The 21,560-nt window shown below is 38.9% G+C and carries 15 protein-coding genes; 7 read left to right on the forward strand and 8 right to left on the reverse strand.

The features are described from left to right. Positions 1-69 precede the first annotated feature (69 nt). The 5 genes from ydiJ to HNR69_RS07840 all read left to right on the forward strand — a co-directional run bounded on the left by ydiJ (position 70) and on the right by HNR69_RS07840 (position 6,374). A complete protein-coding gene (ydiJ, locus tag HNR69_RS07820; RefSeq protein WP_075294348.1) occupies positions 70-3,165 on the forward strand; it encodes a D-2-hydroxyglutarate dehydrogenase YdiJ in 3,096 nt (1,031 codons plus the stop codon). 16 nt (positions 3,166-3,181) lie between these two features. Beyond that, entirely contained in the window at positions 3,182-3,604 is a 423-nt protein-coding gene (locus HNR69_RS07825; protein ID WP_075294347.1) for a hotdog fold thioesterase, read from the forward strand. Between the two features lie 58 nt (positions 3,605-3,662). Beyond that, positions 3,663-4,214: an HdeD family acid-resistance protein gene (locus HNR69_RS07830; RefSeq protein WP_081376600.1), complete on the forward strand. Its 552-nt coding sequence runs from the start codon at positions 3,663-3,665 to the stop codon at positions 4,212-4,214. An 11-nt stretch (positions 4,215-4,225) separates the two neighbouring features. Next, positions 4,226-5,185 (forward strand): ferrochelatase, encoded by a 960-nt coding sequence (gene hemH, locus HNR69_RS07835; protein ID WP_167591114.1) that lies wholly within the window; start codon positions 4,226-4,228, stop codon positions 5,183-5,185. 142 nt (positions 5,186-5,327) lie between these two features. Then, a complete protein-coding gene (locus tag HNR69_RS07840; RefSeq protein ID WP_075294344.1) occupies positions 5,328-6,374 on the forward strand; it encodes an extracellular solute-binding protein in 1,047 nt (348 codons plus the stop codon). 105 nt (positions 6,375-6,479) lie between these two features. Here the strand turns inward: HNR69_RS07840 and degS are convergent, their stop codons facing one another. From degS to mdh, 7 genes are all read right to left on the reverse strand, one after another. Further along, positions 6,480-7,526, reverse strand: a complete 1,047-nt coding sequence (gene degS, locus HNR69_RS07845; RefSeq protein ID WP_136122067.1) for an outer membrane-stress sensor serine endopeptidase DegS — start codon at positions 7,524-7,526, stop codon at positions 6,480-6,482. A 19-nt stretch (positions 7,527-7,545) separates the two neighbouring features. After that, positions 7,546-8,676, reverse strand: a complete 1,131-nt coding sequence (gene ribD, locus HNR69_RS07850; RefSeq protein ID WP_075294342.1) for a bifunctional diaminohydroxyphosphoribosylaminopyrimidine deaminase/5-amino-6-(5-phosphoribosylamino)uracil reductase RibD — start codon at positions 8,674-8,676, stop codon at positions 7,546-7,548. Positions 8,677-8,678: 2 nt separating this feature from the next. Further along, complete coding sequence (gene nrdR / locus HNR69_RS07855) at positions 8,679-9,128, reverse strand: transcriptional regulator NrdR (RefSeq protein WP_011609206.1); 450 nt, start codon at positions 9,126-9,128, stop codon at positions 8,679-8,681. Positions 9,129-9,274: 146 nt separating this feature from the next. Then, on the reverse strand, positions 9,275-9,604 hold the full coding sequence (locus HNR69_RS07860) for a branched-chain amino acid transport AzlD family protein (RefSeq protein WP_012340675.1): 330 nt from the start codon (positions 9,602-9,604) through the stop codon (positions 9,275-9,277). Between the two features lie 10 nt (positions 9,605-9,614). Continuing rightward, a complete protein-coding gene (locus HNR69_RS07865) occupies positions 9,615-10,346 on the reverse strand; it encodes an AzlC family ABC transporter permease (protein ID WP_075294341.1) in 732 nt (243 codons plus the stop codon). Between the two features lie 7 nt (positions 10,347-10,353). Continuing rightward, on the reverse strand, positions 10,354-11,280 hold the full coding sequence (locus HNR69_RS07870) for a LysR family transcriptional regulator (protein ID WP_075294372.1): 927 nt from the start codon (positions 11,278-11,280) through the stop codon (positions 10,354-10,356). A gap of 137 nt (positions 11,281-11,417) precedes the next feature. Next, on the reverse strand, positions 11,418-12,353 hold the full coding sequence (gene mdh / locus HNR69_RS07875; RefSeq protein WP_075294340.1) for a malate dehydrogenase: 936 nt from the start codon (positions 12,351-12,353) through the stop codon (positions 11,418-11,420). Positions 12,354-12,575: 222 nt separating this feature from the next. Here mdh and argR point away from each other — a divergent pair, with 222 nt between their 5' ends. Both argR and HNR69_RS07885 read left to right on the forward strand, forming a co-directional pair. Further along, the gene (gene argR, locus HNR69_RS07880) at positions 12,576-13,043 is read left to right on the forward strand and encodes a transcriptional regulator ArgR (protein ID WP_075294339.1); all 468 of its coding nucleotides are present in this window, start codon (positions 12,576-12,578) and stop codon (positions 13,041-13,043) included. Between the two features lie 21 nt (positions 13,044-13,064). Next, positions 13,065-13,952: a TIGR01777 family oxidoreductase gene (locus HNR69_RS07885; protein WP_075294338.1), complete on the forward strand. Its 888-nt coding sequence runs from the start codon at positions 13,065-13,067 to the stop codon at positions 13,950-13,952. A gap of 77 nt (positions 13,953-14,029) precedes the next feature. Here the strand turns inward: HNR69_RS07885 and HNR69_RS07890 are convergent, their stop codons facing one another. Next, positions 14,030-21,238 carry a YadA-like family protein gene (locus tag HNR69_RS07890; protein ID WP_087437265.1) on the reverse strand — a complete coding sequence of 2,403 codons (7,209 nt, stop codon included), beginning with the start codon at positions 21,236-21,238 and terminating at the stop codon, positions 14,030-14,032. Between the last annotated feature and the right edge of the window lie 322 nt (positions 21,239-21,560).

Consider the following 21,560-nt stretch of genomic DNA (forward strand, 5'->3'; position numbering starts at 1 on the left):
ATTCTGTGTTAAAATCCATTTTGCATTTTTAACCCGATACAACGGTTACGAACAAATATAGGTAAGATAATGCTCCCTAGATTAAAAGATATTCCTCAACTTGATCCTTTAGTTTCTGCCTATTTGGAAAAATTAAAAACGCAACATTTTGAAGGTGATATAGCGACAAATTATGCAGAACGTTTAAGTTTAGCAACCGATAACAGTGTTTATCAACAACTTCCACAAGCTATTTTATTTCCTAAAACAACAAACGATGTGGTATGCCTTACAAAGCTGGCTCAACAAAAAAATTTCCAATCTCTTACCTTTACGCCAAGAGGCGGCGGTACAGGAACCAATGGTCAAGCAATTAACCATAATATCATCGTTGATCTTTCTCGTTATATGACAAAGATCTTGGAACTCAATGTGGAGCAACGGTGGGTTCGTGTACAAGCCGGTGTTGTTAAAGATCAGCTCAATCAATTTTTAAAACCCTACGGGTTGTTTTTTTCACCGGAACTTTCTACCAGTAATCGAGCTACTATTGGCGGAATGATTAATACTGATGCTTCCGGACAAGGCTCTCTAAAATATGGTAAAACTTCAGATCATGTACTAGCGCTAAAATCTGTCTTAATGAATGGAGAAATTTTAGAAACAAGTGCGGTCAAATCTGATGAACTTTTACAAAATATTCAGCATTTATCATCAACAGGACAAAAACTTCATCAAGAAATCTTTCAACGCTGTCAACAAAAACGCTCACAAATTCTCACTGATTTGCCTCAATTAAACCGTTTTTTAACCGGCTATGATTTAAAAAATGTATTTACCGAAGATCAAAGCGAATTTAATCTTAGTCGTATTTTAACCGGATCTGAAGGTTCATTAGCTTTTATTTGCGAAGCGGTTTTAGACTTAAAACCTATTCCTCAATACCGCACTTTAATCAACATCAAATATAGCTCTTTCGATGCAGCATTACGCAATGCACCTTTCATGCTGGCGGTTGAAGCATTATCCGTTGAAACCATTGATAGCAAAGTACTGAATCTAGCCAAACAAGATATTATTTGGCATTCTGTACATGAATTACTTACGGAAGAAAAAGAAAACCCAATTTTAGGTTTAAATATCGTTGAATATGCAGGAAACGACCTCACCTTAATTCAAAAACAAGTATCTCACTTATGCCAACTGTTAGACGATAAAATAGCTCAACAACAAGATAACATTATCGGTTATCAAGTTTGCTCAGATCTTCCTTCCATCGAACGAATTTATGCTATGCGAAAAAAAGCGGTGGGCTTATTAGGTAATAGCAAAGGCAATAAAAAACCTATTCCTTTTGTGGAAGACAGTTGCGTACCGCCTGAAAATCTAGCCAACTATATTAGTGAGTTTCGTCAATTATTAGATAAACATCACCTAGATTACGGTATGTTTGGACATGTCGATGCAGGTGTTCTACATGTACGCCCCGCTTTAGATTTATGTAATAAAGAACAAGTTTTGCTATTCAAAACTATTTCTGATCAAGTAGCAGATTTAACAAAAAAATATGGTGGCTTAATTTGGGGAGAACATGGAAAAGGAATGCGTTCACAATACGGTGAAAAATTCTTTACTCCGGAATTATGGCAAGAATTACGCTACATTAAATTTTTATTCGATCCGAATAATCGTTTAAATCCGGGTAAAATTTGTACCGCACTTTATTCTGAACAAGAACTCTACTCCATTTTGTCGCCAATGCGAGCAGATCAAGATCGTCAAATTCCCATTCAAATGCGAGAGGAATTTTCCGGTGCGATGAATTGTAATGGTAACGGATTATGCTTTAACTTTGATGTTCACAGTGCCATGTGTCCGTCTATGAAAGTCAGCAAAAACCGGCTATTTTCGCCCAAAGGGCGTGCAGCAATAATTCGTGAATGGTTGCGTTTGATGGCAAATGAAAATATCTCGCCTGAACAGCTGAATTTTCGTAAAGTCGAAGTGAAATTAACAGATCTTGTCAAAAAAATTCGCAATACGGTTGCCCAAAAACAAGGGGAATACGATTTTTCTCACGAAGTTAAAGAGGCTATGAATACTTGTTTAGCCTGTAAGGCTTGTGCTACGCAATGTCCAATTAAAATTGATGTGCCCAGCTTTCGTGCCAAGTTTTTCTATTTTTACCATAACCGCTATTTACGCCCATTGAAAGATTATGTGGTTGCAAATGTAGAAATGATGGCACCTTTAATGGCAAAAGCACCGAAATTTTTCAACTTTTTTACAACGGCTAAACTCACTCAATCTTTGGCTGAAAATCTGCTAGGGATGACTGATTTACCCTCATTGTCTGTTCCCTCTTTGCAACAACAGTTAGTTGAAATAAATTATCAAGGTTATTCATTGGAGCAACTGGAAAATCTAAGTGCGGTAGAAAAACAAAATATTTTATTGATTGTTCAAGATCCGTTTACCTCTTTTTACGATGCAAAAGTCGTCGCTGATTTTGTAGCACTCTGTCAAAAATTAGGTTACAAAGCGATTGTTCTTCCTTTTAAACCTAATGGTAAAGCAATGCATATAAAAGGATTCCTAGCACGTTTTGCCAAAACTGCAAAAAATCAAGCGGACTTCCTCAATAAGATAAGTAAACTCGGTTTATCTCTGGTCGGTGTTGATCCTGCCATTGTTCTTTCTTATCGTGATGAATATAAAGAAATTCTCGGTGATGAAAGAGGAGATTTTAATGTTATCACTGCTCATGAGTGGTTGAAACAAGAATTAAGTTCAGGGAAACTTGAGCATAAACTTACACAAATTATGCAAAAAAATAACTGCACTTTTAATAAAGAAAGTCAACAAAAATGGTATTTATTTCCACATTGTACGGAAAGTACTACACTACCGAACAGTGCAAAAGAATGGCAGCAAATTTTTTCAGCTTTTGGACAAGAATTACAAACAAAAAATGTTGGTTGTTGCGGTATGGCGGGAACGTTTGGGCATGAAATTCAGCACCTAGAGATGTCAAAAGAAATTTACCATTTATCCTGGGCTAAAAAATTACAAGGAAAAAATCCTGATTATTGTTTAGCTACGGGGTATTCTTGTCGCAGTCAAGTTAAACGTATGCTCCATTGGCAACCTAAGCATCCTATTCAAGCCCTATTATCAATTATTTAAATAGAAAGAACTTGTTATGAAAATTTGGAAAAAAAACTACACATTAGACCAGCTTAACCAATTAACCGCCAATTGTGCCGTTGCACATTTAGGTATAGAATTCACTGCTCAAGGTGATGATTGGCTTGAAGCAACTCTCCCCATAGATCATAGAACAACTCAACCTATGGGATATTTACACGGCGGTATATCCTGTGCATTAGCCGAAACAGTAGGGTCAGCGGCAGGTTTTTGTTGTGTTGATGAAAATCAAGCGGTACTTGGTGCAGAAATCAATGCAAGCCATTTACGCCCTGCTACAAGAGGAAAAGTTACGGCGAGAGCAACACCAATTCGGATAGGAAAAAATATTCACGTTTGGCAAATCAATCTTTACGATGAAGAACGGAAAATTTGTTGTAGCTCAAGACTAACATTAAGTGTGATAGCAATTAATTAACAATTAAATAACGTTGCTCGTTGGCTATTAACACCAATCCACAACGCATGATTTACCATTGACATCACAAGATAATAATTTAGGAAGTTATATAGTGAAAAAAGACAATAAAATACTCGGCGTAGTGCTAGGCATAGGGCTTATTTTAGTGGGGATATTTATATTAAACAGTCCCTTATTGACTTTATTGACAATTATTTCGTACCTTGCATGGGCAGTTTTGCTCAGGGGGTTATTTTCCCTCTTTAAATGTTATAAATCACATAAAAATACCCAACCATTTGATAAAACAGAATTAGCCGCTGGCATCGTCTTAATGATTCTTGGCGTGATATTCTTAACCAACCCTTCATTTACCAATACACTTGTATTTTATTTAGTCGCCTTTTGGTTTATATTTGAGGGGATTGTCGGTATATATTATGCCGCCAAACAAAAAGATGCAGCAAAATGGGTAGGCATTGTGCTGGGGATTTTTCTCGTATTTTTTGGCTTATCCATTTCAGTAGAACCTCTCAGAGCTATATTGGCACTCAATCTATTGTTGGGATTGGCAGTAGTAACCAACGGGATTCAACTCCTAACCGTTCAACTGATGAAAGAGAAATAGAGGGCCACCGAATGAAAAAAATCGGTATTATTCTTGCCAATTTAGGTACACCCGATGAACCTACTCCTAAAGCATTATCTCGCTATTTATGGCAATTTTTGACTGATCCACGTGTAGTGGATCTACCTAAATGGCGTTGGTATCCGTTACTTAAAAGCATTATTTTGCCTCGCCGATCAGCTCGGGTCGCCAAAATATATCAAACCGTTTGGACAGATAAAGGTTCTCCTTTACTTGTCATTTCCAATCAGCAAAAGCAAGCGTTACAATCCCACTTCGATGAACACCGTATTAATGCAACAGTAGAAATTGCAATGACGTATGGAAACCCGTCAATGGAAAGTGCGGTTGAAAAACTATTGAAAAAGCACGTGAATGAAATCATCTTGTTACCCCTTTTCCCACAATATAGCAGTACAACTACCGGTGCTGTCTTTGATGCTTTTGCACAGGCATTAAAAAAACAACGCAACATTGTGCCTTTTCAGTTTATTCATTCATACCATTTACATGAAGATTATATCGAGGCACTGGTAAATAGTATTAACACTAAACACAAACCGGATGAATACTTAATTTTTTCTTTTCATGGCATACCGTTACGCTATGAAAATGAAGGAGATTATTATCGTAAACATTGTCATGAAACAGTTTTAGCTGTAGTAGAACGTTTAGGCTTGCGTGAAAATCAGTGGCAAATGACGTTCCAATCAAGATTCGGAAAAGAAGAATGGTTGCAACCTTATACGGATAAAGTGTTGGAAAATATTTATCAACGAAATATACAAAAAGTTGCCGTGGTTTGTCCCGGATTTTCCGCAGATTGTTTAGAAACAATCGAAGAAATTAATGAAGAAAATCGAAGAATTTTTCTCTCTCATGGGGGAGCGTCTTTTCAATATATTCCCGCACTTAATGCAGAAATGCAACATATTGAAATGATGTATAAATTAATCTCAAGTAGATTATAAAATCAACTGGTAAAATAGAGCTGTAAAATACTCTATTTACATCTAAAAACATTAATCTTAAAATGCCCCGTCATCGCATACCACTGTCAGTTAAATTTGCTGATTTATCTTTCTAACTCTCAACGAATTAAAGGAAATTGAGATGAAAAAATTGACTAAAATGACTTTAGCTAATCTGATTTTACTCGGAGCGATTCAAACAGCGAATGCCAGTGATAATACTGTGTATCTTTATACATGGAGTGAATATGTCCCTGAAGGATTATTAGAAAACTTTACTAAGGAAACAGGCATTAAAGTTATTGCATCCAGTTTAGAATCCAATGAAACAATGTATGCCAAGCTAAAAACGTTGGGGAAAAACAGTGGATATGATGTTATTGCACCGACCAGCTATTTTGTGTCTAAAATGGCAAGAGAAGGTATGTTAAAGGAATTAGATCACAGTAAACTTCCTGTAATACAGGAACTTGATCCTAATATGTTAGATAGACCTTTTGACAAAGGTAATAAATACTCTCTTCCACAACTATTCGGTGCAACCGGTATTGGATACAACGCTGACAATCAAAATCCGGAACACCTTCAATCTTGGGGTGATTTATGGAACCCTGAATTTGCAAATAAACTGCAAATGCTGGATGACCCAAGAGAACTATTTAATATTGCATTACTAAAAATGGGGGAAAATCCAAATACCCAAGATCCAAAGGTAATAGAAAAAGCCTATCAAGAATTATTAAAGCTACGTCCTAATATTTTAGTTTTTAACTCTGATAATCCCGCAAATACCTTTATTACCGGTGAAACAGATGTCGGCTTGATTTGGAACGGATCTATTCGTGTCGCACAAAATGCAGGCGTACCGATTAAAATTGTTTATCCAAAAGAAGGAACCATGTTGTGGATTGATAATTTAGCCATTCCAGCAACAGCTAAAAATGTTGAATCGGCATACAAACTCATCAATTACCTGTTAAGTGCGGATGTTTCCGAAAAATTAACGCTCGAAATAGGCTATCCTACTTCAAATCTCAACGCTCTCGAACGCTTGCCAAAAGAATTAACCGAAAATAAAGGTATCTTCTTACCGCAAGAAGTGCTTGATCGAAGTCAATGGCAAGTAGATGTAGGAGAGGCGGCTGAACTTTATGAAACTTATTATCAAAAATTAAAAAATATGCAATAAATACTTCCCCGAAAAGAACTCATGAATGATCCCCGTAAACTGCGGGGATTTTATTTATCAGATAAACTATTTTTAAATATTTTTACTCACCAACTTAAATGAAGTTTAATTCGCTTTATATTCTTCAATCACAACAGGTAAAGTCAAGGTTTTATCTAAACGCTGTATGACCATATTTATTGTGGTATTAGGTTTAGTATTACTAATCGCTTCCATCATTTGAGCAGGAGAAACAGCATCAATACCATCAAAACTAACAATCACATCACCAGGCTGAATACCGGCTTTATGTGCAGGGCTACCTTGTAATATTGATGTAATTAAAATTCCTTTATCTCTTAAACCCTTTCCATTGCTAAATAGAATATCACTTTGCACCCCTAAGTAACCACGAATAACTCGACCATCACGAATGATTTTTTGCATAACATCATTAGCTAATTCAATAGGAATGGCAAAATTTAATCCTTCCGCAATTTCGTTGGCATTCTTACCAATACTTAACGTACTTATACCAATCAATTCACCAGCAGAATTAATGAGTGCCCCACCGGAATTACCACGATTAAGAGAGGCATCCGTTTGAATAAAATTTTGTCGTCCAATGAAATCGCCAACAGCATTACGACCCAATGCACTAATAATACCTTGCGACACACTTTGACCTAGGTTATAGGGATTCCCAATAGATAAAACGACATCACCGACATGAGCTTGACGTTTTGGATTTTGTGGAATGGTTGCCAGATTATCTGCATGAATTTTTAAAACCGCTAAATCTGTCAAGCGATCCGACCCCACTAACTTCGCTTCAAAAATACGTCCATTTTGTAATGCCACCACAATTTGATCCGCATTTTGAACAACATGCTCATTAGTCAATATATAACCATCTTTTGACATAATAACGCCGGATCCCAAGTTATTAATTTGTGGCTGGTAATTATTGGTTGTAAATGCAAAAGCTTGATTATAAACATTAACTACCGCCGGTGAAGCAATACGTACAGCATCTTTATAAGAAAGAATATCTTTTTGTATAAAAAAAATATTTGTCAAATACCCATTTCCCTTGAAAACAAGCAATATAAGTAACACCAATGCTGCGGCAGCTAACCCAGTGATTATTGATTGAATTAATTTTTTTATCATTATGTGATTGCCCTCAGTATCATAAAATGTGACGCTGATAATTCAACTTAATGTCTTCGCCAATTTGTGCCAAAGATAACAATTGCCACTTTGGTGCATCGGCTAAACGCTTCAAATGTGGCAAATGGCAAAAACCACGAGCTTTATTACCCAGTAATTTCGGTGCCATATAAATAATGAGCTCATTCACTAAATTTTCCTCAATAAATGCACCGGCTAAAGTTTCTCCCGCTTCTAACCAAAGACTATTAATCTGACGCGTTGCCAATTCAATCAACAAGTTTTCCAAATAAGAATGCTCGTTACTTGGGAATAATTTTATATATTGACAATAATCAGGAAACGCTGACATATCACGCTCTTTATCACCCACCAGCCAAACGGGAGATTGACATTGAAATAATTTATGACGAGGTGTCACAAGATGCTGACGATCAAGAATAATTCTGACAGGTTGACGCACATCTTCAACTTTATAATTTTGTTGTAATTCCGATGGAAATTGCTCCCAACGAAGATTTAACAAGGGATCATCGGCTAACACCGTCTTAGCTGTCGATAAAATTGCAGAAACTTTAGCCCGCTCTTGCTGTACGTCTTGCCGTGCCTGTTCTCCGCTAATCCATTTACTCTCGCCATTAGCCATAGCAGTTCGACCGTCAAGGCTTATTGCCATTTTCAAAATAACAAAAGGTTTCTGTGTTCTCATTCGTGTTAAAAAACCTTTGTTTAATAATTCCGCTTTTTCTTGTAATAATCCTACCGCACTTTCAATACCTGCTGCTTGCAACATAGCTAACCCTTTGCCTGCAACTTGCGGATTAGGATCTTTCATTGCCACAATAACGTTGCGAATACCTGCTTCAATTAGTCCTTTTGCACAAGGAGGCGTTCTTCCGAAATGAGAACAAGGCTCTAAAGTCACATAAGCAGTTGCCCCCTTTGCTCTATCACCGGCATCACGTAATGCCATAACTTCCGCATGGGGTTGCCCCGCTTTAAAATGAAAACCTCTCCCAACAATTTCACCATTTTTGACTAAAACACAGCCCACAGCAGGATTAGGTGTTGTGGTAAATATGCCTTTTTTCGCAAGATCTAAAGCTATCTGCATAAAATATTCGTCTTGAGCTGAAAATGTTGGTTGCATCACTAATCCTTTAATTTTTCAATTTCATTGGTAAATTGATTAATATCATCAAAACTCAAATAAACCGAGGCAAAACGAATATAAGCAACTTTATCCAATTCTTTCAATTCAGCCATCACTAAACGCCCAACATCTTGACTTTTCACATCACGCTCACCTGTTGCTCGTAATTGATAAATAATGCGACTAATTGCTTTCTCTACATCATCAGAACTCACAGGTCGTTTTTCTAAAGCATGTTGAATACCTCGACGCAATTTATCTTCATCAAAAGGTTCACGTGAGCCATCATTTTTGATAATTTTAGGCACAATAACTTCCGCACTTTCAAAGGTCGTGAACCGCTCATGACAATATCCACATTCTCTACGGCGACGAACCTGATAACCATCAGAAACCAAGCGACTATCAATCACCTTTGTCTCCTCCATTGCACAAAAAGGACATCGCATAAAAAATCCTTAATTAATCAAAAAATAAAGCTTATCTTAGCAAAATAGACGTAACTTGACGATATATTTACATATCAGTCAACAACGAAATGAGAGTTCCCTTTTAGATTTAGAATAAATTTTGACATTCATTTTCTTTTAAGCGTTTAATGAAAAACATGTTGTACCAAAACCATATACAAAACGGTACCGACTGCAATGGATAAAAACATGTTTTTTTGCCAAAAATGCAGTACTAATACTACAATACCAGCAATGAAATCAGGTATACCACGATGACCTGTCGTCAGATCAATATTTTTATAGCAATATACTACCAACATACCGAACATTGCTGCCGGTAATACTTTGCCTAAATAGCGAATATATTCCGGTACAGGGCGATTAGCTGGAAAAATCCAGAAAGGCAACCAGCGAAAAAGCTGTACACCTAAAATTCCCATACCAATAGTGATTAACTGTTCATGAAAAGTCACTTATCTCTCCCTATCTATCCAATTTAGTCGCCAGTTTTTGCGATAATATTGAACGGCGTAATGTTAAATACAACCAAATGCCAATCAGTGTTGGAATAAGAAAACCCTCTTTCCCTACCGTTAATAAAGAAATCAATGCGATTCCGAAGCCAAATAATGAACTTTCATGAGATTTTTCTTTTAACCAATTTTCAGCAAAAATAACTAAAAATAAGGCTGTCATTGCAAATTCAACACCGGCGAGATCAAAAGGCAAAATAGAACCGAATAGCGTACCTAAAGCAGCACCAATGATCCAATAGCAATGTAAATATAAACTGACAAAAAAGAAAAACCAGCCTCTATCTATATTATGAGGAATTTTTGCCATATAGTTTAAAGAAAAAGCTTCGTCAACTAATGTGGCAATCAAATACCACCGTTTTTTACCCAAATCTCCGCTGTATTTCTCCAGCATTGAGATGGCATAAAAAATCTGCCGCCCACTGACCATTAATGTGATTAATAAAACGTACCAAGGAGAAAAAGTACTAACTAATGCTCCTGCAATAATAAATTCTACCGAACCTGCATAAATTAAGGTTGCCATTAAAATAGGATACCAAGTTGCAAATCCTTGCACTTTCATATATACCCCATAGGCTATGCCTAAAAACATGAATCCGGCAAGAATAGGAAAAGAATGAGGCAAGGCTACTTTTGCCGCATTCCATACGGTTTTTGATTGATTAAGATCTGACATACAATAACTATTCTAAAATAGACAATCCGGGCAAGGTAGAAAAACGTTGAGATTTAATAATCTCATAGAAATCATCAATAAAGGCAACATCATTATCCGTTTCTCGGAAAGCACCATAGAGATCGCTATATAACCCTTCATCAGTAATTTTTCTTGCCACAACATAGCCTCTATCCAAATAAGGTTTTACTGCCCAAAACGGCAATGTCGCCACACCACGTTTACTTGCTACAAGTTGAATAATAGCAATAGTTAATTCACTTGTACGTCGAGAAGGATTGATTCCTTTAGGATGTAAAACTTTACGTAGAAGATCGAGCATATCATCAGGCACAGGGTAAGTTATCAAGGTTTGCTCAACAAAATCTTCTGCTTGCCAAACCTCTTTCCCCGCCAAAGGATGATCCTTTGCACACAAACCAACCATTTCATAGGAAAACAAGGGCTTATGAATAATACCCGGCGTTTCTTCAATTTCTGATACTACCGCCCAATCGGCTCGATGACTCAGCAATAAACCAATAGCATCTGTATGGAATCCAGACACAATATCAAGTTCAACTAAAGGCCAATGTTGACGAAAATTATCCATGGCAGGCATCAGCCAATCAAAACAAGTATGACATTCTACAGCTATTTTTAACTCGCCCGCCTCTCCTTGTTTAATTCTCGATAAAGCTCGTTCAGTCTCCATGACCTTAGGCAAAATTTCATTGGCTAATTTGATCAACCGCTCTCCTGCCGCTGTAAACCGCAAAGGATGACTTTTCCGCTCAAATAAAGGTAATTGATATTGTTCTTCCAATAATTTAATTTGATGCGAAAGTGCCGATTGAGTTAAATAAACTCTCTTTGCCGCCAAAGAAACACTCCCAGTTTCTTTTAACGCAATGAGCGTTTTTAAATGACGCAATTCAAGAAAAATAGGTTTCATGAAGATTTTGATAACAAAAAAATAATTTGCCGTATTGTACAGCAAAATAAAAGGATCAAAAAGGCTTTCTCCTCTTTGACCCTTAGTCAACTACATCAAGGTAAAACCGATCTTTACCCTCTCCACACTAAGTGCGGTCAGTTATTGACAAATTTTTCGCCTAATTCAATATCAGCTCGTAAAGTTGGCAACATATCTTCTAAGGCTTTTTGTTCAAATGCACTTAAGGTACCCACCGGTAAAATTTCCTCTACCCCTTCTTTTCCTAAGCGAACAGGTTGTGCAAAGAAACGAGCATATTTACCATCACCTTCAACATACGTACATTCCACAACAGTTTCACCACTTAGCCCCTGTACCAGTGAGAGAGCAAAACGTGCTGCTGCTTGAGCCATTGAAAGTGTAGCAGAACCGCCACCCGCTTTCGCTTCAACAACCTCAGTACCGGCATTTTGAATACGTTTTGTTAATGGTGCTATTTCGTCCTCTTTCCATTCGGTATATTGCACTTGGGATAACAATGGAAGAATCGTCACACCGGAATGTCCGCCAATTACCGGTACCGCAATGCGTGAAACATTGAGTCCTTTCAATTCAGCAACAAAAGTTTCAGAACGTAATACATCTAATGTTGTTACCCCAAATAATTTACGTTTATCATAAACGCCTGCTTTTTTCAGCACTTCAGCAGCAATTGCTACTGTTGTATTAACCGGATTGGTAATAATACCCACACAGGCTTTAGGACAAGTTTTAGCGACTTTTTCAATTAAATTTTTCACAATACCTGCATTAATATTAAATAAATCTGAACGATCCATTCCCGGTTTACGAGCAACACCGGCAGAAATTAGTACAACATCAGCGTTTTCTAAAGCGGGAGTTGGATCTTCCCCTGCAAAACCTTGTATCTTCACCGCTGTCGGAATATGGCTTACATCAGCCGCAACACCCGGTGTAACAGGTGCAATATCATATAATGATAATTCTGAACCCGCAGGTAATTGTAGTTTTAATAACAGAGCCAATGCTTGACCAATGCCCCCGGCCGCACCTAAAACAGCTATTTTCATAAGAACTCCTTATACTCATACAGTTACAAATTGAACCGCACGAATTTTAAAATGATCAAGTTCTTATTTCAAACAAAGAAATTAAATTGTGCGATCTACCTCAAATTTTTAACAAAAATTATTTTTAAATGTTGAAAACTAAGAATATAAATATAAAAATTATCTACCTATTTTGCATTTTTATGCAGCATTCCCCAACGTCGATTTAAGAGAGAATACATAATGATTAATGAAAAAGCAGATAGCCTAGTCAACGCTTTTAAAGAGCTACTTTCCCAAGAAAGCTTTGGTTCCCAAAGCGAAATTGTTAGTGCTTTACAACAAATGGGATTTACTCATGTTAACCAATCAAAAGTCTCCAGAATGTTAACAAAATTTGGAGCAGTGAGAACACGAAATACTCGTATGGAAATGGTATATTGTCTTCCTAATGAATTGAGTATACCTAATACCGGTAGCCCATTAAAAAATCTCGTGTTAGATGTAGATCATAACGAAACATTAATTGTTATCAAAACCAGTCCCGGTGCGGCACAACTCATCGCAAGATTACTGGATTCGGTTGGCAAATCTGAGGGGATTTTAGGCACAATTGCAGGAGATGATACTATTTTCGTTACCCCCACCACAGGAAATGATATTCAGGTTTTAATTACTAATATCCAAAAATTATTCGAAAGTTCTTTATAGGATTGCGATGAGGAACATAAGATGAAAATATTCATCACAGGTGCCACCGGATTGATTGGCTCAAACTTAATCCCTCTCTTACTGGAAAAAGAGTATCAAATTACCGCTTTAGTTAGGGATATGGAGAAAGCTCGTCATCAGCTACCTAATCAAGTTCAGTTGGTCAAAGCACTGTCTCATTATGAGAATTTCAATGATTTTGATGGCGTTATCAACCTTGCCGGAGCCCCGATTTTTGCCCAATATTGGACAGCCGGCTATAAAACCGAACTCATTAATAGTCGCCTTAATTTAACGGAAAATTTAACCGCACTTATTAATAACAGTAACAAACCTCCACATTGTTTCATTTCCGCTTCCGCAACAGGTTATTATGGCGATCAAGGAAATAATCTCATTACTGAAAAATCTCTGAGCGGAAATCAATTTACCGCTCAATTGTGTCAACAATGGGAAAATATTGCTTTACAAGCCAACAGCAGAGTGTGTTTATTACGCACTGGAATGGTGTTTTCCGAAAAAGGCGGTGCATTAACAAAAATTCTACCAATTTATCGTTATGGACTTGGAGGAAAACTCGGTACCGGCAAACAATTCTGGGCATGGATTAGCTTACAAGATATGCTACAAGCTATTCTGTTCTTGCTGGAAAATGCACAATACAAAGGTGCGTTTAATCTCGTTGCACCAAAACCTATTCAAAATAAAGATTTCAATTGCCAATTAGGTGCATGGCAAAAACGTCCTTATTTCGCAACAGTTCCTAAATTTTTACTTAATTTATTGTTAGGTGAACGAGCGACCATTTTATTAGACAGTCAAAATGTTATTCCACAAAAATTATTGGAAGCCGGATTTCATTTTAGCACGCCGACATTCAGCGATTTTTTACATTCAATAAAGAAATAGGATATGTTATTTACAAAAAAACCACCGCACTTAATTAGTGCGGTGGTTTTTTCTTAGGGTGTAGCAAGTTGGCTAAATTACCACTGATACCCCACACCAACCGAACCGCCGACATCGCCCGTTGAACTGCGAGTACCTTGCAATCGTAGCGTTATTTTACCATTATCACTTACTCGTGAATAACCTAACGCCACCGCACTTTGTCCTTTATAGGAACCTGCCGAAGCAGCAAACATGGATTTACCCGGCACAGAAGACATCGGCAAACCTGAAGTTGCCAAAGCACCCGCAATCCCCGCTCGCAATTCTTTATTGGACATATCCAGTTTATTGTTGAGATTGCTGAGTTTTTGGTCGGTTTGTCTTTGTAAAGTATCCACATATTTCTTATTCACCACCGCACTTTCACTGGTTGTTGGTTTAATATCCGGTACGGTAATAATACCTTTTTCACCATCAATCTTAATTTCACCGTTTGCTCCGGTTACGGTTAAGCCGTTTTTATTAAGAACAGCTTTTGGCATTTTTGGATTTTGCTGATTTTGTGCTACGTTGTCAGCAAAGATAAGGCTTTCAGCAGTTATTGTTGCTTTATTGTTTTTACCTTTATCTTCCAACATGATATTGTCCGCACCATAGGTGGCAGAGGTACCTTTACTATTGCCATCTTTACCTTTGTTCTCAACAGTTAAGCCCTCGCTATTTAACGTCGATTTCTTACCGCTCTCCTCTTTGGTTTCAAAGGCTTTCATATTTTTCAACGTATCCGACAGTTTTATTTCTAAACCATCTTTGGCTGTATTGGCTTCTACCTTAATGTTACCAGCGGCACTACTAAATGAACTTGTAGTTTGACCGTTTTGAGTTTCCTCTTCCCCTTTAATAGTTAAGGTATCGCTGATTTTTCTGACTACATCATCGCCCTGATTTCCTTTAAATCTCAACCCAGCTTGTGCAACCGCTTTTAAGTCAGCGAGATTGGCGGCTTGATGCAGATCTTGTTGCTCAGTCATTTTTTGCCCTTGCTGGCTACTTATGCCGTTGGAAACCAGTTTTTTCACTAGATCAAGGGATTTACCTTGTTTTTCAGATTCAGACTTACCTTTCATACTATCATTATCAATTCCCAAGGCGGATTTTAGATTTTTGATGGCAACAGGGTCATGAGCCTTACCTCCATTTTGAGGTTTACCGCCTAAAGTGATTGATTTTTTATGTTCATCATCATATTTCACCGTCACTTTATCCAGTTTATCCACATAGTTTTTATTCACCGCACTCGTGCCGTCAGAATTTGCTTCTAAATCTTTCAGACCGGTGATTTTTCCTGTGCCTTGTTGTTTGCCATTAGTGCCATTTTTAGCAAACTCGATAGCAGGACCGTTATTAGAAGTACTTGAACCGCTAGCGGTTGAACCTACTTTAATAGCAATGGTTGGTGAACTATCGGTACCGCTCGCACCGCCTGCACCAGCATTATTCGCCTCTTGTGGGGTAAGTGCAATACCCTCTTTATTGATATTCACTTTCGCACCAGTGCTACCCACTTGGAAAGTCGCACCTTTATCAGCATCTAAGGTAAGTTTGGTGACTTCTCCAGTTGAGCCAGCACCATTTCCGCCCGCACTTCCTTTAGGTGAGGAGATAGATTTTATATTTTCTAACTCGTCTTTTGTCGCTATGGTAACAACAGCCGTAGTAGGTGCGGTTGGTGTACCAGTCGTTGTTGTACTCGTGGTTGGTTTTGTAGTTGCTGTAGTTGTGCTACTTGCCGAAGCAGACGACGGAGCAGCTGCTGGAGCAGGCGACGGTGCTGGAGCAGCTGGTGTTGGAGCCGGTGCGGAAGCCACCGCACTAGCTGAATTCGTACCCGCACTTGCTTGTGTTGCACTATCATTTCCATCTTTTACAGTTACTTGGATATTCTGTCCGTTCGTAAACTTCAACGTATCGCCACGACCGATTTCGATAGGCTTACCACTACCATTTTCAACCTTGAACTTAAATTTATTTAACGCTTGTTCAAGGTAGCCTTTGGTGATGAGTTCGTTTTTATCAACTGCATTTCCGCCAGTTCCACTTCCGCCATCATATGTTTGCTCTTGAGAAACCGTAACCTTTTCAAACATCGGTGCATTTTTAAACCCGATTTCGATTTTGGCGTTACCATCAGCACTGCTGTATCGAGTAACGAGGTTAGCACCGCTGAAATCCGTCATGCTTGGTTGCGTACCTGCTGGAGCTGGTGTAGCAGACGAACCAGCCTGATTCATACCTAAACGCACAATGCTAAGGGTCGAACCAAGATAGTGCGGTGTGTTTTGAGTGCCATTTGTTACCGCACTTTGATCCGCTCTGAACATCAAGCCCTTGTTAATAGCCGTAATGCTTTCATTAATAGCTTCTCTAAAGGTTGTTGGGGCTTTTATTTGTCCTTGCTGTGTTCCTTGCTGTGTTCCTTGTGGCGTTCTCGTATATTGAACAGCAGTAAACGTGGATTTTTTGAAACCATCTGCACTATCCGCTTTCTCTGCACCAAGTACATCAAAACCTAATTTACCAAAAACGCTAATCACTTCCGCAAGCTGTCCGCCGTTGATGGCATCGGTTGAGCCTGATTGAACCAATCCAGCGGCAACGTTGGTGATAATCCGCTCGCTACCCTTATCCCCTACGCTGACTACGGTTTTGTCTTTTGCACCACTAGAAGACGTTCCTGCACCTGTCCAAGTGATTTTTACTTGACCTTGTCCAGTAGTTTGTGTAATGCCAGTTGGTGCAATCTGCTTCTCTTTCGCCTTAGACCCTTTACCCAATGCCACAGAATCGCCTGCATTTTCTTCAACTGTCGCACTTTCCCCAATCGCTACCGCACCTGCGGCACTTGCTTGAACAGTCGCACTCGTACCAATAACAACCGCACTTTCCGCTTTGGAAATTGCCTGTTTACCGATAATGACGGAGTTTTTGGCGTTTTGTATTTGTTGGCTACCGTTATTACCATTTCCTATTACAATTAAATCTGCATTGTTAGTTCCTACATTAAGATTACTTCCTATTGCAACTACATTATTACCGGAACCAGTTATTTTTATTTCATTTCCTAATGCGGTTGACCATTGAGAATTGGCTATTTTGGTTCCTTGTGTTCCTATCGCTATTGAAGAATCACTGCTAGCTTCTATTTTTGTTTGATACCCCAACGCTAACGATTGAATGGATTTAACTTGAGTTTCTGCACCTACAGCAGTTGACCATTTGGCATTATTTGCCATCGCTTTGTTACCAATTACAACTAGGCTATCATTTTTATTGCCATTACTGCCGTTAGAAGACGAGGTTACATTAATATTCGACCCCAAGGCGACAATATCATTTCCGCCGGTGATGTTATTTTTATTACCGATAGACACCGCCCATTTAGCATTGCTAATTTGACTTTTATCTGAATTGCCACCAGTTGCAATAATGATTGAATGATCTGAACCATTTTCTATTACAGCATTATTACCTATCGCAACGCCATATTTAGATTTTGACTGTGAATCATTACCTAACACGATAGAATGATCTGCTGTCATTTCTGTCATTGCTCTTATCCCTATCGCAACAGAATTATTCCCTTTAGCTCCATCGTTGTTGTAATTACTGCCTCCATTTTTCTCTGTTCCCATTACAGAGAGATAATGCAATTGTGAAGCGGTTAATTGTTTGACTGTAACAGCATTGCCCTCATCCTTTCCATCTGCCAAGCCAGTAATTTTGACTTTGTTACCATCTGCTTTAGTAAAGGTTAAAGACGCTCCACCGACTTTTAAAGTAGCAGTTGGTGAAGTACCACTTGTACCGCTTGCACTATTTGCAAAGGTTAAAACATTATTCTCATCTTTCCCGATAGAGGTAATGCCTTTTAAATCTTGATTCAGGGCGATTTCCAATATGCCACCGTTTTTGGCGATAGTGGTAATGTTTTGATGTTTGGCTGCACCCGCACCTTGAGCAGGTGTTTGTGCGGTGATTTCCGCCCCCTTAATCGTCAAGGTTGAGCCGAGGTAGAGTTGCTTCGCTTCGCCGTTGTTTCCATCGCTTTTATCGCCCTTGAATTTTAAGCCCTTGTTGAGTTTGGCGATGTTTTTATCAATAGCGTCTTTAAAGGTTAATGGGGCAGCATCTTCAGCCCCATTGGCATTTTTCAACTTAGCAAACGTTGGTAATTTAAACCCTGCTTTTCCTTTGTCTTCTTTCTCCGCACCAAGCACAGAAAAACCTAAGTGTCCAAAGGTATTAATCACGCTATACAACTGTCCACCGTTAATTGCGTCAGTGGAACCATCTCGGACTTCGCCTGCAGCAACGTGGGTGATGATACGTTCTGCACCTGAACTCCCTACACTAATCACTTCTTTTTTGTTAGTGTCCATCTCATCTTTAGATGTTCCTGCATTTTTCCAATTAATGGTCAAATCATCTTTGCCTACATTTTGCATTATTCCTTTAGGTGCGGTCTTTTTCGTCTCTAGTTTTGAATTTTTACCCAACGCAAAGGAATTATCGCCGTTGTTGGTGCCGACATTGATAATACCTAACTTTTTCTTCACTGACTCGCCAAGTTTAATGGTAACGGTTGGCTTGTCTTTTTGAACTTCTGTCACAATGTCGCCATCACCTTTTATTTCCAGTTGGGCTTTGTTTAACTCAACTTTGCCGTAATCCGTATTTTTAGTATTATTCCCTTTGAGGCTTAACGTACCGCCAACATTTTTAAGTTTTTCGGTCAAATAGTTTCTTACCGCCATTTCCGTGACGAGTTTGTCGTCGGCTGTTGAACTACCCGAACTTCCGCTATTTGCGTCGTTAATTGTATCGGTCGCTTTGACAGCAAAGGTAATTTTGCCACTGTTACTATCAGCACTCAGGGTGAGATATTTATCGCCTGCAAAGGTTAATGTTGCACCCAATTGACGGGTCATTTCAGTTGAATTTCCAGCAGAACCGCCCGCACTTGTGCCGTTTTCGACTTTGAATTTCAAGCCCTCATTGATTTTAGCGATGTTTTTATCAATCGCGTCTTTGAAAGTACTTGGTGCGTTACTACTGGTCTCATTTCCACTTGCATCTTTCAATTTCGCAAAAGATGAATTTTTAAATGTTTTTGAACTTTTATCCACTTCCGCACCCAGAATATCCGTGCCGAGTTTGCCGAAGACATCGATAACACTGACAAGCTGTGCAGCATTCACCGCATCGGTTGAACCCTCTGTTAAAGTACCCGCTGCAACGTTGGTAATTATGCGTTCATTGCCAACATCACCTACGCTGACAACGGATTTATTCATACCAGCACCGCCACCAGTCCAACTGAATGTTAAACTTTCCGTACCGACATTTAAGTCAGCACTTGAAATTGCAGTCTTTGTCGCTGTCGCCTTAGAATTTCTCCCCAACGCAATGGAATCGCCAGCGGCGGTGGATACAAACGCACTCTCCCCAATCGCTACCGCACCTGAGGCTTTGGAGGTTGCACTTTTACCGATAACAACACTGTTTTGGGCATTTTGGGCGGTTGCATGGTTACCGATAATCACCAAGCTATTATTTACTGTATCACCACCATTTCCATTTTTGTTGACAGTAATATTATTCCCCAACGCCACGATATCTGTGCCGCTGTTGATTTTGTTTTTATTCCCAAGGGCTAATGACCATTCGGCATTATCTAATTTTGTATGGTCAGAACCATTTCCTTCATTAACCGCACTGATAGCGATTGAGCCTTTTGCATTGTTGAATGTAACGCCGTTACCAACAGCGACAACAGCATCTTGTTTTTCTTTACTGCCTTGTGTAACCGTAATACCTGAGCCTAACAACACGGAATGTTTTACATCAACATTCAAGTCCTTACCAATTACAATCGCTTGTTCAGCTTTTGATTTCGCTTCGTACCCAAGGGCGATGGCATATTTTTCGGTCGCTTCCGCCCCCACACCGATAGCGATAGCACCCTCCATCTTTGCTCCATCGTTATTGTAGTTGCCTTTTGTGCCACTCGAACCGCTAGAACCGCTACCTGCACCGTTTGTACCATCATTCACCGACAAATAATGCAAAGATTGCGTACCAGTACTGCTTCCGCCACCGCTTGTAATTTTACTATTTACATAGTCTCTAACTGCTTTTACAGTCGTTAATTTTTTGTCATCGCCGTTGCCGTTGCTGTTACCGCCTGATGTGCTGTTAATTGAATCAGTCGCATTGACGGCAAGCTTAATTGTGTCCTTACCACTACTACCTTCAGTGCTTAAAGTCAGATAATCGTCGCCTTTAAAGGTCAATGATTGTCCGAGTTGTCTTTTGATAGTATTGTTGTTACTGCTACCACTTCCATTTCCCCCAACTTTAAAGGTCATTCCTTGGTTTATGGCTTCAATAGTATCTTGAATAGCTTCTCTAAACGTGGTTTGACTTTTTCTTGTATATCCATTACTTTGAACTGGCTTAAACGTTGATTTTCCGAAACGTTTTCCACCATCACTTTCTCCATCAAGCCAAACTTGTGCACCTAACACCTCTGAGCCTAATTTCCCAAAGGCTTCAATCACGCTATATAATTGTCCGCCATTTACCGCATCGGTTGAGCCATTTTGCACCTTACCTGCAGCGACATGTTTTAGTAGGGTTTCGGTGCTACCGCTTCCTACATTAATAACGTTTTTATTTTCACCAGCACCTGCGTCTTTCCATCTAATTCGTATAGAATCCGAACCAACATTCACCTCTGCACTACTAGGGGCTAATTCTTGACCCCCTCTCGAAAATAAATCACTTAACTCCGTGGCTTTGGTGATTTTTTGGGTTATATCGTCTTTGAGTTTGATTTTGATGGGGTTACTTGAACAATTGTGTATTCCTTGATTGTTTGAAGCCCCAAATCCCCCTCCTGCTCCATTGCCTTGTTTACTACAAGTAAATGATCCTACATCTACATCGATAAAACCTTCTCCCTTTATCCCCGTTTTCATCATGTTTTGGACATCTTTCGCTTCACCATCTTGTAATCCTGTAACACCGGGGGAAAAACCTTGTCCCAAAACCTCCACCGGCAACACCACCGACAACGCTAACGCCAGCGGTGCGAGTTTAAACGCCCCGAAAACACCGAAAAACACACCGCACTTCGGCTTACTCTCCGAACTGCTCGCTATTTGGCGATTACTTGCCAACTCGGAAACGGCTTTACATTGACCTGTTGTAATATCATATTTGGTTTTGAAGATTTTGTTCATATTCTTTACTCACTGTTTGTTTATTCATCTGTTTTTTGGGGTTTTTGTTGTGTTTTTATATTTATAGAGCGGTTATAAACCTAAGCGGAAAATTGCTTTGCTTTTTAAGGCATAGCAAAAAAAGACGAATGATATTTTCGCCGAGGGGTTGAAAAGGGAAAATGGGGATATTTTTAAAGGTTAATAATATAAAAAATAGGTTGCAGGGCTTGCAACAAGGCGTTAGCCTAGACTGTAGACTGTAGACTGTAGACTGTAGACTGTAGACTGTAGACTGTAGACTGTAGACTGTAGACTGTAGACTGTAGACTGTAGACTGTAG

This window comes from Histophilus somni, from assembly GCF_014202395.1.
GTDB lineage: Bacteria > Pseudomonadota > Gammaproteobacteria > Enterobacterales > Pasteurellaceae > Histophilus > Histophilus somni.